The organism is Streptomyces sp. NWU339, assembly GCF_003143855.1.
In the GTDB taxonomy this organism is placed as follows: domain Bacteria; phylum Actinomycetota; class Actinomycetes; order Streptomycetales; family Streptomycetaceae; genus Streptomyces.
Genome location: NZ_QFRK01000004.1, coordinates 233,436 through 247,372, shown reverse-complemented (window position 1 = coordinate 247,372; position 13,937 = coordinate 233,436). Strand labels below are relative to the sequence as shown.

At 66.5% G+C, this 13,937-nt stretch carries 16 protein-coding genes; 11 read left to right on the top strand and 5 right to left on the bottom strand.

Features of this window, described 5'->3' with window-relative positions:
- Nucleotides 1–213 precede the first annotated feature (213 nt).
- From DIZ27_RS07600 to DIZ27_RS46910, 8 genes are all read left to right on the top strand, one after another.
- Nucleotides 214–522, top strand: coding sequence for a WXG100 family type VII secretion target (locus DIZ27_RS07600; protein WP_109377524.1), 309 nt, complete (start codon nucleotides 214–216; stop codon nucleotides 520–522).
- Between the two features lie 100 nt (nucleotides 523–622).
- A complete protein-coding gene (locus DIZ27_RS07595; RefSeq protein WP_109377523.1) occupies nucleotides 623–934 on the top strand; it encodes a hypothetical protein in 312 nt (103 codons plus the stop codon).
- Nucleotides 935–936: 2 nt separating this feature from the next.
- Nucleotides 937–2,193: a putative T7SS-secreted protein gene (locus tag DIZ27_RS07590; protein WP_109377522.1), complete on the top strand. Its 1,257-nt coding sequence runs from the start codon at nucleotides 937–939 to the stop codon at nucleotides 2,191–2,193.
- A gap of 12 nt (nucleotides 2,194–2,205) precedes the next feature.
- Nucleotides 2,206–2,778 carry a hypothetical protein gene (locus DIZ27_RS07585; RefSeq protein WP_109377521.1) on the top strand — a complete coding sequence of 191 codons (573 nt, stop codon included), beginning with the start codon at nucleotides 2,206–2,208 and terminating at the stop codon, nucleotides 2,776–2,778.
- Entirely contained in the window at nucleotides 2,775–3,473 is a 699-nt protein-coding gene (locus tag DIZ27_RS07580) for a hypothetical protein (protein WP_109377520.1), read from the top strand. The genes DIZ27_RS07585 and DIZ27_RS07580 overlap by 4 nt, the downstream gene beginning before the upstream one ends.
- On the top strand, nucleotides 3,470–4,048 hold the full coding sequence (locus DIZ27_RS07575) for a hypothetical protein (RefSeq protein WP_109377519.1): 579 nt from the start codon (nucleotides 3,470–3,472) through the stop codon (nucleotides 4,046–4,048). Before DIZ27_RS07580 ends, DIZ27_RS07575 begins: the two co-directional genes overlap by 4 nt.
- Nucleotides 4,049–4,153: 105 nt before the next feature.
- Nucleotides 4,154–5,059: a hypothetical protein gene (locus DIZ27_RS07570; protein WP_181383439.1), complete on the top strand. Its 906-nt coding sequence runs from the start codon at nucleotides 4,154–4,156 to the stop codon at nucleotides 5,057–5,059.
- 413 nt (nucleotides 5,060–5,472) lie between these two features.
- Complete coding sequence (locus tag DIZ27_RS46910; RefSeq protein WP_258308288.1) at nucleotides 5,473–6,054, top strand: DUF3592 domain-containing protein; 582 nt, start codon at nucleotides 5,473–5,475, stop codon at nucleotides 6,052–6,054.
- Nucleotides 6,055–6,318: 264 nt separating this feature from the next.
- Here DIZ27_RS46910 and DIZ27_RS07560 read toward each other — a convergent pair whose 3' ends face one another.
- From DIZ27_RS07560 to DIZ27_RS07540, 5 genes are all read right to left on the bottom strand, one after another.
- On the bottom strand, nucleotides 6,319–7,092 hold the full coding sequence (locus tag DIZ27_RS07560) for a hypothetical protein (RefSeq protein WP_109377518.1): 774 nt from the start codon (nucleotides 7,090–7,092) through the stop codon (nucleotides 6,319–6,321).
- Complete coding sequence (locus DIZ27_RS07555; protein ID WP_258308287.1) at nucleotides 7,085–7,393, bottom strand: hypothetical protein; 309 nt, start codon at nucleotides 7,391–7,393, stop codon at nucleotides 7,085–7,087. The genes DIZ27_RS07560 and DIZ27_RS07555 overlap by 8 nt, the downstream gene beginning before the upstream one ends.
- A gap of 292 nt (nucleotides 7,394–7,685) precedes the next feature.
- A complete protein-coding gene (locus DIZ27_RS07550; protein ID WP_109377516.1) occupies nucleotides 7,686–8,765 on the bottom strand; it encodes a hypothetical protein in 1,080 nt (359 codons plus the stop codon).
- On the bottom strand, nucleotides 8,762–9,433 hold the full coding sequence (locus DIZ27_RS07545) for a hypothetical protein (RefSeq protein WP_109377515.1): 672 nt from the start codon (nucleotides 9,431–9,433) through the stop codon (nucleotides 8,762–8,764). Before DIZ27_RS07545 ends, DIZ27_RS07550 begins: the two co-directional genes overlap by 4 nt.
- Before the next feature lie 192 nt (nucleotides 9,434–9,625).
- The gene (locus DIZ27_RS07540; protein ID WP_258308286.1) at nucleotides 9,626–10,369 is read right to left on the bottom strand and encodes a hypothetical protein; all 744 of its coding nucleotides are present in this window, start codon (nucleotides 10,367–10,369) and stop codon (nucleotides 9,626–9,628) included.
- A 500-nt stretch (nucleotides 10,370–10,869) separates the two neighbouring features.
- Here DIZ27_RS07540 and DIZ27_RS07535 point away from each other — a divergent pair, with 500 nt between their 5' ends.
- The 3 genes from DIZ27_RS07535 to DIZ27_RS07525 are packed head-to-tail and all read left to right on the top strand — an operon-like array spanning nucleotide 10,870 to nucleotide 13,876.
- Nucleotides 10,870–11,601 carry a hypothetical protein gene (locus DIZ27_RS07535; RefSeq protein WP_109377514.1) on the top strand — a complete coding sequence of 244 codons (732 nt, stop codon included), beginning with the start codon at nucleotides 10,870–10,872 and terminating at the stop codon, nucleotides 11,599–11,601.
- 17 nt (nucleotides 11,602–11,618) lie between these two features.
- Nucleotides 11,619–12,572 (top strand): hypothetical protein, encoded by a 954-nt coding sequence (locus DIZ27_RS07530; RefSeq protein ID WP_258308285.1) that lies wholly within the window; start codon nucleotides 11,619–11,621, stop codon nucleotides 12,570–12,572.
- Nucleotides 12,569–13,876 carry a CpaF family protein gene (locus tag DIZ27_RS07525; RefSeq protein ID WP_109377513.1) on the top strand — a complete coding sequence of 436 codons (1,308 nt, stop codon included), beginning with the start codon at nucleotides 12,569–12,571 and terminating at the stop codon, nucleotides 13,874–13,876. The genes DIZ27_RS07530 and DIZ27_RS07525 overlap by 4 nt, the downstream gene beginning before the upstream one ends.
- The last annotated feature ends 61 nt before the right edge of the window (nucleotides 13,877–13,937 follow it).

Below are 13,937 nucleotides of genomic sequence, written 5' to 3'. Positions count from 1 at the left end.
ATGGGAATGACCTTAGTTGCCCCGGCTTCCACCAGGGCAACGAATGTGCACGAGTTCACGCCCCTTCACGCACCGCGTGCACAACACCCCTGGGATCTCAACAGCACCACCCGTAGGATCTTTGCTCACGCGGATGGTCGGCGCCGAGGGCTCGACGATCCCGAGGAGCCACGGGGGAGGGCCCCGCGGCGAACGGAAACGGGAGGGAGCGTCATGGCCGGCAAGGGCAAGGACGCAGACATCACTTATGCCGAGATGGACAAGGAAGCGGGCAAGCTTCTGAAGGACATGAACCGGCTGCACGGCGAGCTCGACACCATCGACGACCGCATCAAGGCGCTCGTGGAGAACGGTTACACCACCCAGAAGGGCTCCAGCGCCTTCGAGGAGTCCTTCAAGGACTTCACCAAGGGCGCGAAGAAGGCCATGGAGGGCCTGGAGGGCATGGCCGAGTTCCTGAAGAAGGCCAAGCAGGCCTACGAGGACCTGGACGAGCAGCTGGCGAAGAGCGCCAAGGGCTAGTGACGTCGGCGGCCACCACGTTGTTCGGGCACGGCGCAGCATTTACCGTGGCCGGCCGCGCCCGAACAGGGTGACCCCATGAGGAAGAGAGTCTGAACGGGTGGCAGACAGAACGCGGTACGACCTTGACCTGATCAAGGACTGTTCGGACTCGCTCCATCGTATGCACCGGGAGTTCAAGGACAACGGCAACCCAGCCGACGAGTACGGCGATGCGTTGGGCAGCGGCAAACTGCGGGACATCTTCGACGACTTCTCCCAGACATGGAAGAAGAATCGCAAGAAGCTCATGGAGGACATCGAGAACCTCGCCAAGTACACCGCGAACGCGGCCAAGGCGTATGAGGACATCGATCACGAGCTTGCGAACGCGCTCCGGGACGCCAAGAAGAGCGGGAAGAAGGAGAAGTAGCAGTGACAGCCCGTCCGAAGGACTGGTCACCGATGTACGACTCCGATCCGGTGCCCGGTGATCCTCATGAGGTGGCACATCTCGGCAAGAGGTTGCGTGGCATGGCCGACGAGATCGACAAGCAGGCCCGCAACATCAAGGCGTTGGCATCGGTGGACGGCTGGGACAGTGACGCCGGCCGTGCTTTTCACGAGATCGCGGGCGATACGGCCGGACGCCTGAAGAAGGCGTACGACCGTTACGACGAGGCCGCGATCGCGATCGGCACCAAGGTCAAGGAGGGCGACGGAGAGTCGCCGGAGTATGCCAGCGAACTGCACAGGGCCCAGCGCATGGCGGACAAGGGGCTGGAGGAGTTCCGCGCTGCCGAAGTGGACCACAAGGCCGCGCTCAAGGTGCTGGAACCGCTGAAGGGCACGGTGCCGTCCGACGCCAAGGACAGCACGGAGCGCACCAAGCAGGGAAAGAAACGCGACGACGCCGCGCTCCTCATGGCGCAGGCACGCCACAAGATCGAGCGGGCGAAGGAGATCCGCGACGACGCGGCGGACCGCGCCGCCAAGAAGATCAAGAACGTGATCCACCACGACGGTGTCCGCGACCCGGGTGGGATCATGAACTGGATCGCGGATCACGCGGACTGGTTCTCCGCCGCCGCGACGGTGCTGGCGGTCGCGGCCCTGGTGGCGGCCGTGGTCCTGACCGGCGGAATAGCAGCCGTCGTCCTCGTGGGCCTCGCCGCTCTCCTCAGCGCCACGGCCCTGACGGGACGGCTCTACGACGTCTTCGCACGGGGAGGGAAGCTCGATCTGCTGAAGATCGGCTTGGACGTACTGGGCATCATCCCGGGCCTCGGCGCACTGAAGGGCCTCACCGCGGCGGCGAAGGGGGCGCGCCTGCTCACCGCGCAGAGGGCCGTCTGGGCCGGCTTCACCAACGGCTTCGCCGTGAAGAACTTCAACAAGGGTGTCGTCTGGGCTTCCAAATACCTGAGCAGCAAGGGCATCACCAAGGTGAAGCTGCCGGCGAACGGTTTCGATCCGGAACTCGTCACGCGCTACATCAAGGGTGCGTCCCTGGTCAACCTCGGGGTGCAGAGCGTCGTAAGGATCAAGAACAAGTTCGATGAGGTCGGCGACTCACCCGGCCGGGTCAAGCCGCCCGTCGTGGTCCCGGCGCCCACGCCGTCGCCATCGCCGCAGCCGAGTCCGAAGCCGTCGTCGAAGCCGTTCCACACGGCTCTGGCGCCTGCTGCGTAAGGAGGACGACCCGTGAGTGATTACCACGCCCTGAAGTTCGGAGAGTTCGTCGACGATCAGGGAACCGTCCACAACATGGTCCCCTCATCCGTCATCGCTGCCGTGCCCGAGGCCAAGACGGCGGCGGAGGCCTACGGGCGGGAGGTCCGCTTCGACTTCCTCGACGACGGTGCCGTGCACTGGATGCTGTTCCAACGGCGGGAGGACACGGCGAAGGCCGGCCTCCTCGGCTGCCTGTTCGTCATCCCGCTGTTCATCTTCGGTGTGGGCGGCTGGCTCTTCTGGGACATGGTCGCATCCCAGAAGACACGCCAGTTCCAGATCGCCTTCATCGTCGCGGACGCGCTGATCGTCGGAGCGCTGATCCTCGGCATCTACCTCGTGCGACGCCCCACTCTGCTCGACCCCGTCATACGGAACGTGCGCTGCCGGGCCCGGCTCTACCGCAAGATCGCCGGAATTGCCCGCAGGGGCGGCGCCGACATCCCTCGCGCGTACCCCTACTACGGCATGTACGCCACCTCGCGGAAGTTCTTCCCAGAAGCGCCCGACCGTCCCGTGCCCGAGAAGGAACAGTCGTCGTGACGACCCGGCCCGAACTCGGCGAGCTGATACCCACCCAGCCCGCCCCGACCGCACTGCACGCGGACGACATCCATGTGCGCTGGGTGATGCCGGAGGTCTTCCACGATATTCCGATCCACGCCGCGGACGACGACGAGGCCGTACGGCTGCTGGGCGAACTGGTGGAGAAGGCGCTCCCGGGGGCCGGCGAAGAGGCGCAGACGGCGCTCGCGGTCACGTGTGCGCTGGGTGTCGACGAACTGCTGGCCGCCGGAGCCGAGTATGCCGGCATCTGTGTGACAGCGATCGACGAAACCCCGTGCACCGCGACGGTGTTCGTCGCCCTCCTCGACAGCCCGGACACCACGGGAACACGGGACACGGTGAAGGCGATCAGTGCGAGTCTCCGCCGTCTGGACGACGGTGAGGTGTCCCGGATCGAGCTCCCGTGCGGATCGGCCGTTTCGTACATCGGTACGCGGGACGACAAGGTCATCGGCGAACTCACGGAGTCGGGAGAGGGTTTCGCGTTCCCGACGTCGTACATACGCGTCTACGTCCCCCTGCCCCATGGCACCACGCTCATGATGGAGATGTCGACGCCGACGATGTCCGGCTGGGACATGTTCTCGACGATGTTCGGCAACATCGTCAGCAGCATTCGCCTGTTCCACATTGACGGCTCGCCGCTCATCACCTCCGCAGCAGGAGGATGACCGCCGCCGTGCCCGAAGTCCCACCTTCGGACTACCGTCTCCTCGTCCCCCGCGACTGGTTCCGTGTCGATCTCACGCGAGAGCGCTGGCGCGGCCAGTTGAAGACCTTCGTGGACAAGGAATTCACCGGCAGCAGCTCGCCCGCGGAGGTCGCACGCAGCGTTTGGGTCGACCTGCGCAACACTGCCGAGAGCGGCCTCGCCCGCGGTGCCCTGGAGTTCTTCCTCCGCTCGGAATCGGCCGAGGGTTCGGCCCTACCGGCTTCCCTGCTCATCTCGTGGCCACCGATGCCCCGAGGCTCGGCTCCGACGCCTGAGGAACTCGCCGAGAAGCTGGCCCACCGCAAGGCTCCAGGGGCCGACGTTGACGTAATCGACCTTTCCGCAGGCCGGACGGTCCACGCCCGCACCGAGACGACCCTGGATTTCCACGTCCGGATGCCTGGCGATGTCGGCTACCTCCACCTGGCCTTCTCGGTGCCGCTGAGCGGCACGCAGGGCCCCATGGGCGACTTGTGCGACGCCATCGCCCGTTCTCTGCGGTGGGTGTGGGACACGACGAACAGCTACGGCTAGCGGTTGACGGCCTGGATCTCCTGGACCGTCATAGCCTGATCGGCGCCGAAGGTGCCGTCGGCGCCCTTTCCGGTGGACGCAGATAAGAGTGCTGGAGAAGCAGTCATGAGTGAGAGCGCGGAGGATGAGGCGCGGATCAGGCGAGCGCGGTATCCCGTCGCCCTGGCGGCAGGTATCGGGTGTTACGTCCTCGCCGTGATCGCGGGAATGCTCGCTTTGGTCGAGGGCTACGGACCTGGCCTGCTCGCTCCCCTGTGGATCGCCCATGGAGTGCTGCTCATCGTGCTGATCCGGAAGCTGGGAGCCAGGGAGTCCAGCACCTACGCGACGCTGTTCATCTTGGCCACATCCCTGATGTCCGTGTATGTCGCAGACATGGCGCGCGAGGATCTCACGCTGCAGCAGCGAGGTGAGGAGGTCACGGCCATCGTCGTCAGGGAGTGGCGGGACGCTGCTGAGGGACGTAAGGCGCGTGACTACAAGTACGCGTTGGAACGGCAGGACGGCACCGCAGTTCCGGGTCCCGAGATGAAAGCGACAACTGATCGATATGACGTCGGCCAGGTGGTCACGGTGATCGAGGATCCCAAGGGGGAGCTCCGCCCGCAGACACCCGGCCAGGCGGATGCCACCGGTGAGGCGCTCGGCTCAGCGGCGTTCGCCCTCACGGCACTCGGCTCCGTCGGTTGGATGACCTGGCGGGGCTCGGACACCGCTAGGGGCCGGGATGCCCGGAAACGGGGCCCGGGGCGGATGCAGAAGGGCTACAAGGCCGTCACTCGTAACCACTCCGCGCAGGCGGAGCAGGAGGAGAAGTTGCGAGAGGCGCTGCGCACCTACCCGGCGGACCGTCGTGGCTACATCAAGGTGGAGCCCGAGGAATACCCCGACCTGTCACAGGGCCGCGCAGCCCGGATCGCCTGGGAGGCGGGGCTACGGGCGGAAGCGGTGAGCAACCGGGGCTCGTGGTGTTTCAAGGAGCATGTGATCGAGGAGGTTCCGCACGACTGAGCCGCTCCGATTCGATTCAGCGGGCCCAAGGGCGAGGCCGAAACCGTGCTCGGTGATTGAGGCGGAAAGCTTCCTGAAGGTCTGCTGCAAGGGGCCATGGTTCCAGTGATCTACGACCCTCAGGAACCGACTCGAGTACTGACGATGGAGTGGGTCGACAGTCCGCATTTCATTACGTTTCCCGTGCTTATCGCGTTGGTGTTCACTCTCCTCCTGCCAAGTGGAACGATCGCTCTTTTGGTAAGGCGCCGTAAATTGCTGAAGGTAAGAGTGCGGGCTGTATCGGCTGTCTCGTAACTTGCGGGTATTTCATGAACGGGAGGGGCGGCTGTGCCTGGTCGACACGGCAATCCGGAACGGCCAAGAAGGTCGGTCGATGGCTAGGGTTCTGACATTCGCAGGGATCGGATTTCATGGGAAAGAAGAAAAAAAGGTCACGGGCGGACTGGACGCCGCCACCGAAGTCTGCTGAGCAAGTTGCTTTTGAGACGGATTTGCGTATTCGGCGCCTTCGGTTGGGGCAGCCTACTGTGCCGAAGCGGCGAGTGATTCTGGGGGTTTTCGCGGTGGCCCTGATGGCCGGCGGCATGTTCCTCGGTTTCTTGCTCCCGTCGGAGTCACTGGTGAGCGACTTGCGTTCTCGCGGAGTCTCTGTCTGGGCAGAGGTCACCGCCTCGCCGAGGAACAAATACGGCAGCCCGGGGAATATCAAGGTCAAGTTCGATGGGCCCGAGGGTGAGATGGAGACTTCGCTCTATGACTGGGGTGGAATGCGCCCTGAAGGTCTGTTTCAAAAAGCCGTGGTTTCAGTGACCTACGACCCTCGGGATCCCACACGAGTGCTGACGACGGCTTGGGTGAAGGACCCGCCAATGATGACGATGCCGATGCTGGTCGCTCTGTTGGCGTTCCTTTTCTTCATGGCCGGCACGATTTTCATCACGATACGGCGACGTGTTTTGCTCAAAAAAAGAGAACAGATCGCGGCGCGCTGACTGTATTCTGCCGAACTCAGGGGAACAGTAGGGGGTACTTTTGGGCGAGCAGGTCGACGAGCTGCTTCCCCTGGTCGACGCGGCCATCCGGAACGAGTCCGAGAAGGTGACGGCGGCGGAGGCCCGTTCGTACCGCAACAGCGCCTGACAGTCGACCCGTACGTACGCCAGTTCCTGCGCGCAGGTGATGCTGTGCGCGAGCGGGGGCCAGGGGGGAACAGGTCGCTTCGACGGCGAGCCTCCCCTGGCCGGCCCCGGGCGGGGTCATGCACTCGAGCGGGTGATTCTCACCGCTTCCTCCGTCAGAGCCGACACCTTGAACATAACCCCCGCGAACTGCACCGGATCACCGACGCGTACGTCCTCGTACGACGCGACCGGGATCGCCGCGCAGTTCGCCGCGAGGCCGGCTGTGCCGGCTTCGGTGTCGAGGTACGAGACGGTGAGGGACAGGCCCGTGGGGAAGCGCTGTACTCCGCCGTTGCCGACGAGGGACAACTCCTTGCCCTTGGCCGGGAAACCGGCCGCGGCGGCAGCCAGGACGCCGGGGTTGATCGTGAAGCACAGGGGAGCGTCCGCGGAACCGCCCGCCGACTCCATGGTCTTGGGTGCCGCGGCGAGCGCGGCCCTGTCCTCGGCGGCCTGCGGTTCGAGTACGACGCGGTAGGAGCAGATCTGGCGGACGGCGTAGACGTGGCCGGAGACGGTCACCTGTGCCCCGGGCTCGACGGTCCACTGGTGCTGGCCGGACTGGTACTGGGCACCCTCACGCAGGATCGCCTTGCGTGTCGTGCCGTCGGCCCGGGCCTCGGCGTACTGCACGCCCCCGCCGCCCGGCAGCTGGAAGCCGCCACCACGCAGGACGTGCAGTCCGTCCTGCGGCGTCTCGCCGACACACACCGGGCCCTTGTCCTTGGCCGCCGCCTGTGTGCTCGCGGGGGCCGTCGTCGGCTTGTCGCCGCCCCCGCCGGACGAGGATCCGCAACCGGCCAGTGTGAGCAGGGCCAGTGCGGATCCTGCGATGTGGTACCTACTCACCGGCCTGTGCACCGGCTGCCTCCTTCGTGGCCTCGGGGACACGTTCCAGGACGACGCGGGTCCGGTATTCGACCTCCGCCATCCGCCACGCGTCTCCGGTGATCTCCACCACGCTCCCGGGCACCAGCTCGTCGTACTCGGCGACGAGCTGCCCGTCGCGGTTGATCTGGATCCGGCCGTGCACCGACGGCTCGGCGAAGATCGTCGTCATGATGCGGTGGACGCTGCCGTCGTGTTCGACGGTGTAGGGGACGTGGTGGTGCAACACCCAGCGACCGTCGAACTCGAACAGACACTTCACCTGTGGACGATCAGACGTCACTCCACTCACCTGCCCGGCATCATGGACATCACGAGGCATCGGATGTTTCGGGGCCCCCTGGAAGTGCTTGGTGAACTGCTCCTGCGTCCCGGTGACAGCGTATGACCGGAGGTTCCCCAGAGGGAGGTACCGGGGATGACCTTGCCGTAGCTGCACGGCGCCGCTGCTGACACGTACGAGGACGGTATGCACCTCTCGAAGACGGGCTGGATCTCCCAACTGCCGATCACGGGCTGGTCCCCTGCGACCGCGGGCGTGCTCTTGCGTTCCTTCAGCGGTTGATGGACTGGATCTCCTGGACGGTGACCGCCTGTTCGTTACCGAAGGTCCCGTCGGGTAGGTCGCCGCCGGTGCCGCCGGTGCCGGTCCAGGCGATCTCCCAGGTGATGGTGGCCTGGAGGGCGTAGGTCCCGTCGCCGGAGGAGCGGAGGTACGTGATGCCGCAGGGCGGAGTCTGGTCGGCCTTGCCCTTGGCGTAGGGCTCACCGATGGAGTCGTCGGCGTTGATGGTGCACTCGCCGGAGGCCGGGTAGGTCTCGGCGTCCTCGGTGCCCGGCTTCAGTGTGAGGGACACCGGCTTGGCGGTCGTCGTGGCCTGGAGGGCGAAGCCGGGGACGTTGAGGGCCGCGGTGGCCTGGACCTCGTCGAAGACGGTTCTGTCGAGCCAGGCCCAGGTCGGCAGGTTCACCTTGGTGGTCTCCTCGGGGGCGAGGCTGACCTCGGTGTCGGGAAGCTGCATGTGCTGGTAGGCGAGGGCGGCGAGTATCTCCGGGGTGATGGCCTCCTCGTATCGGGGCGGAGGGGCCTCGCCGTTGTCGACCCAGAAGGGGAGGTCGTTGCAGGAGCTCCGCTTGAGCAGGTCGGGTTCGTTGGGATTCTCGACGGCGGCCCAGAACATCCCCTCGCCGTCCCTGTCGACGTTGTAGTCCTTGTAGCCGGGGGTGTCGGTCCAGCCGTACTCGTCCTCGTAATGGCGCTGCAACTCGCCGAGCGCCGCGCCTGCGTGGCCGCCCATGCCGGGCGCGTTCATCTGGCTCTCGATGTCCTTGGACATCTTCTTCTTGAAGTCCTTGGCACCGAGGTAGGGGGCGTACCAGCAGGGTGGTGGCGTCCAGTTGACGTCGGAGGACGTCACGTTGCCGGTGCTGCCGTTCTTGGCAACGGAGCCGGAGTACTGGATGCGTGCGGTGGCGTAGATGCCGGTGTCGTTGCTTCCGCCCGTCTGCTCTGTGCTGGCTCCCTTGTCGGAACCCACCGGTTTCGCCGCGTAGGCGGGTTCAGTGAGGATGAGGGCGCCGAGGGCCAGCGTAAGTGCCGCGGTGCCGATGAATGTGCGAAGTGACCTCTTCACTGGCACTTCGCCGCCTTTGTTTCGACAAACACCTTGGACGCCTGCCACAGGCCAGAGCCTGTGGGGTGCTTGACCATGATGATCTTGTAGTAGTCGAAGTCCTGAATGCTGGGTTCGGTCTCGAGGACCTTCTCAGTTTTGATTTCCTTGCCGTAGAACTTGCCTGAATCCGCGCAGAACGCCACCTCCACCGATGTGCCGTTTGCGGCGGACCGAGTGGTGACGTCGTAGTGGCGCAGTGTGCCGGTGGCGGTCCAGCCGCCTTCGATCCAGGCGTTGATCTGCGTTTTCGCGTAGTTCAGCCCCTCGCCGGTGGCATAGGCGACCACGGACGCATCCTTGGGCGTGCGCTTGTCGACGCCCCGGTAGATGGCACGGAAGAAGTTGGCCGTGTCGGACATGGCGGCCGCCTCGTTCTCGTTCTTCGGCTTCTCCCAGTCGAAGACCAGGTTCATGTCCTTGGGAAGCGACACGTCCACGCCGTCTGGCTTGTCCTCTGCCGGGGCTCCCGAGGGCTCCGCCGACTTGGTCGGCGTCTCTGTGCCCTGGTCGGCCCCGGCGATCTTGTCAGCGGTCTTGCCGTTGTCGTCCCCGCTCCCGCATGCGGTCAGCAGTAGGGCTGCGGTTGCGGCGAAAGCGGCAGCGGCGGACAGTGTGCGGCGCTTCACAGTGGCTCCCCCGTGGGACAGATGTGTGGTCACGGGCAACGACGCTATCGGTGAGCTTCCCGGTTTCGCCACAGCGAACTTCGCGAAATTCCTGGCCAATTGAGGGCCTGGCAGACCCGTGTGACGTGCTGTGTCTCCGTCGTGGGCGGTGGCGGGAGACTGCACGGATGGCTGCCCGCAGACGGTCTCGGCTCAGTTCAGCTTCGCGTTCTGGGCCTTCACCACCGTTGGTTCCAGCTTTGCGTCACTCGGACGGCTGTTGGCGATGGCGAGGCCGTTGACGGAGAAGAAGACGGCGAGGACGTCGCCGTTGCGTACGGCCTGGGTGTGCAGGGTGTGGGTCGCGCCGCGGAAGGTCATCTTCGACGCGAAGGCCAGGGTCTCGTCGCCCGCCTCCTCCGTCGGCTCCTCTGCCGTGACCGAGTCGTACGCGCTCGTGCCGTCCGCCTTCGCGGTGAAACCGGAGCCGCAAGCGTCCACCGCCTTCCCCAGGTCGGCCAGCGCCGTCTTCGCACCGCCGGACGCGTAGGTGGTGAGCGTGATGTAGGTGTGCGCGTCGTTGGGTTCGCTTCCCATGTTCGACAGTACCCGTGTCAGGTCGGCCTTCGGTTCGCCCAGGGGGAGTTGGTTCAATGCGTACGCCAGTGGGGCGCAGGCCGGCTTGTCCACTGTGACGTCGTCCTGGGACTTGGCGAAGACGAAGTCGTCGGAGGGTGGCTCCACGTTGTATCCGGAGACGTCCGCCTCGGCGACCATGAGCTTGGCGAGCTGCTGGTCGGGTGTGAGTTCCTTCGCCCGGGATGCGGACGGTGAACTCTCCGGTTCGGCAACCGTGGCGTCGGGTTCGGGGCTGGAGCAGGCCGTCAGTACGGAGGTCAGTGCCAGGGCGGCTGCGGAGGCGGCGGCCAGGGGCGCTGTGCGCTTCATGCGCTTCATCGGAGGGCTCCTTGGGCTTGCGCAGTTCGTGGGGGCAGGTGGCGCGCCGGCCACCGAGTTGATCGATCGGACCGGAGATCATGGCACGGCCGGTACGGGGCCTCGTGAGTGAATCGTGTGGGCCTCATGGGTGGGGCGTGTGGGATCGGGTGGCTGCGGTGGGTGCCTGGGCGCCTCGTCGGTTCGCTCTCGCACATGCGGTGGCCTGCTCGTTCGTGCATCTTTCAACAGGGGTGCTCCGCTTTGCAATTGACGCTGCGGTTGCAGACGGACAACGGCGTTCCCTGTGGTGTTCGTGACGTTGGGTGTGCCTTGAGGGGGTCATGTGTGACTGGTACGGTGCCATGGCTTGACACTCACCTCTGTGCTGGTTATTGGCCCGGGTCGGGCCGGTAAGCCCGACGCGTCCCGCATGTCTGCGGTCGAGTGGGCGTGGGTGAAGTGTCCGAGTTCTCGGGGTACTTGGCGATCATCATCTTGGGTGTACGGGGAGCGGTTGCGTGAAGATCCAGGAGCGTACGGGGGCGGGCGCGGGGCGTTCCGCGGCTCCGGCTCAGCCGTCGGTCGGCGACCGGCTTCCCACGGCGCCTCGCGAGCGCAAGCCGGCGTTGGCCGCGCTCGCGGTGCTGCTGATCCTGGTGGGCGCACTCGGTGCCACGATGCTGGTGCTCCAGGTCGGGGACCGGATCGAGGTCGTGAAGGTCACCAAGGAGATTCCGGCGGGGCAGGCTGTCACGGACAGCAATGTGACGTCCGTGCTCGTCGTCGAGGATCCCGAGATCCACTACATCGAGTGGACCCAACTGGCCGCGCTGAAGAAGCTCAAGGCCGTCAGCAACATCCCGGCCAATGTCGTCGCCGTCGGTGAGATGTTCGGTGACGAGGCCAAGGTTCCGGACGGGAAGTCCGTCGTCGGACTGTCTCTCAAGGAAGGGCAGTACCCGGCCGGCATCGAGACCGGTGACACCGTTGCCGCGTACCGCGTCGGCGGCAGGGGGTCGAGTTCCGGGAGTGACACCGATGAGGACGGCGGCTCTGCAGGGGGCAACAGCAATTCCGTGATCGTCGAGCAGGCTCGCGTGGACTCCGTACCCAAGCAGGAGGGCGACAGCGGCATCGTCAGCAGTACCAACCTGCCCGTGACACTGATCGTTGACAGCGCCCAGGCGGCGGCGCTGGCTCAGGCCGCCTCCAACGGCGAGGTGGCTCTCGTCCTCGTTCCTGGCAATTAGAAGGCGGCACCCCACTCATGGCCCTGATCGCCCTCGCCGCCGACAAGGGTTCTCCCGGCGTCACCACCGCGGCCGTCGCCCTCGCGGCGGTCTGGCCGCGGCGTGTGCTGCTCGCCGAGACCGACCCGGCGGGCGGTGACCTCGTCTACCGCAGTGCCGCCGCGCACGGCGGACCGCTCAATCCCAACACCGGCATGCTGTCCATCGCGGCCACCGCGCGGCGCGGACTGGTGCCCGACCAACTGTGGGACCACGTCCAGCCGTTGAGCGGCGGACTCGAAGTGCTCGTCGGGCTCGGCAACTCGGAGCAGGCCGCCGGCCTCGCCGGACTGTGGCCGACCCTCGGGCATGCCTTCGCCTCCCTCGCCGACTCCCCGCACGCCGCCGCCGACGTCATCGCCGACTGCGGGCGGATCAGTGGCGACACACCGGCGGTCGAGTTGTTCCCGCACGCCTCCCTCGTCCTGCTCGTCTCGCGCACCGAACCGGAGGCGCTCGCCCGGGTCCGGGACCGTGCCGCGGCCCTGGCCGGCAAGCTGCACGGCGGCTCGCGGGTCGCCGGGCCGGGCGGCCCGATGGTCGGGGTCGTCCTGATCGCCGACACCGGCGACGCGGCCAAGCTCGCGTCCCAGGTCAACGACATGCTCGTGCACGCCCAGACCGGCGCCCGCGTGGTCGGCACCCTCGCCGACGACGCGTCCGGCGCCGAGCAGCTGGCGGGCCGCAGGCGGGGCCGGCTCGACAAGTCGCTGCTGATCCGCACCGCCCGCAAGGTGACCGCCGACCTGTACCAGCAGTACGGGGCAGCCTGGACCGCGTCTGCCCACGCCGCACAGCCCCAGCAGCATCAGCAACCCCAGCAGCAGCACCAGCCCCAGCAGCAGGGGCAGTACGCGCCGTCGGCCCAGCAGCACCGGCCCGGTCAGCAGGGCAGCCCGCAGGGCGACGGCCGGGCCGGAGCCGGGCGATGACCGCTGTCGACCATCAACTGGTCAAGCGGTTCCGTCAGGACGCCGGTGACCGCATCGCCGAACAGCGGCGCCTGGACCAGGTCAACGGCGTCACGCCGATGTCCACCGAGGACGAGCGGCAGTTCGCGCGGGCCGTCATAGCGCAGATACTGGAGGAGCACGCCCGCTCCGAGATCAACGCGGGCCGTACTCCACTGGACGCCGAGACCGAGGAGCAGTACGCGGCCGCCGTGCACGCCGCGCTGTTCGGCGTCGGACGGCTCCAGCCACTGCTCGACGACCCCGAGGTCGAGAACATCGACATCAACGGCTACGACCAGGTGTTCGTGGGCTACGCGGACGGGCGCGAGGTGCGGGGTGAGCCCGTCGCCGAGACCGACGAGGAGCTCATCGAGCTCATCCAGGTGCTCGGTGCGTACTCGGGTCTCTCCTCCCGGCCCTTCGACTCCGCGAACCCGCAGCTCGACCTGCGACTGCCGGACGGTTCACGGCTGTCCGCCGTCATGGATGTGACCAGGCGGCCGGCGCTGTCCATCCGCCGGGCCCGCATGGGCAAGGTGTTCATCTCCGACATGGTCGGAAACGCGACGCTCACACCGGAGTTGGGGCACTTCCTGGCCTGCGCGGTGCGCGCCCGCAAGAACGTCATGATCGCGGGGGCCACGAACGCCGGCAAGACGACGCTGCTGCGCGCCCTCGCCAACGAGATCCCGCCGCACGAACGGCTCATCACCGTCGAGCGTGCCCTGGAACTCGGCCTCGACTCCTTCCCCGAACTGCACCCCAACGTAGTGGCGTTCGAGGAGAGGCTGCCCAACTCCGAGGGACAGGGCGCCATTTCCATGGCAGAACTGGTACGACGCTCGTTGCGTATGAACCCCTCGCGGGTCATCGTCGGTGAGGTGCTCGGCGACGAGATCGTGACCATGCTGAACGCGATGTCGCAGGGCAACGACGGTTCGCTGTCCACGATCCACGCCAACAGCTCCAGCGAGGTCTTCAACCGTATCTCCACCTACGCCCTGCAGGCGTCGGAACGACTGCCCATCGAGGCCAGCCAGATGCTGATCGCGGGCGCCGTGAACTTCGTCGTCTTCATCGAACGGCGCAACGATTTCCAGAACGGCGGCCGTCTCCAGCGCATGGTCACCTCAGTCCGCGAGGTCAACGGCGTCGACGGACGCGTCCTGTCCAGCGAGGTGTTCGCCCGGACGCCCGACGGCCGGGTCGCGGCCCACGCCCCCATCGCCTGCCTGGAGGAACTGATGGCCCACGGCTACCGGCCCAGCGGAACGTGGGGGTGACCCGGTGACCCGTACGACCACCGATCTCGTCGACACCGTCGGCCCCCTCGACCCCGTCGCG

Bases quoted from the DNA above. Each gene is read 5' to 3' on its own strand.
- DIZ27_RS07600 (WP_109377524.1), top strand. From the start codon at position 214: ATGGCCGGCAAGGGCAAGGACGCAGACATCACTTATGCCGAGATGGAC.
- DIZ27_RS07575 (WP_109377519.1), top strand. From the start codon at position 3,470: ATGACCGCCGCCGTGCCCGAAGTCCCACCTTCGGACTACCGTCTCCTC.
- DIZ27_RS07570 (WP_181383439.1), top strand. From the start codon at position 4,154: ATGAGTGAGAGCGCGGAGGATGAGGCGCGGATCAGGCGAGCGCGGTAT.
- DIZ27_RS46910 (WP_258308288.1), top strand. From the start codon at position 5,473: ATGGGAAAGAAGAAAAAAAGGTCACGGGCGGACTGGACGCCGCCACCG.
- DIZ27_RS07540 (WP_258308286.1), bottom strand. From the start codon at position 10,369: ATGAAGCGCATGAAGCGCACAGCGCCCCTGGCCGCCGCCTCCGCAGCC.
- DIZ27_RS07530 (WP_258308285.1), top strand. From the start codon at position 11,619: ATGGCCCTGATCGCCCTCGCCGCCGACAAGGGTTCTCCCGGCGTCACC.
- DIZ27_RS07525 (WP_109377513.1), top strand. From the start codon at position 12,569: ATGACCGCTGTCGACCATCAACTGGTCAAGCGGTTCCGTCAGGACGCC.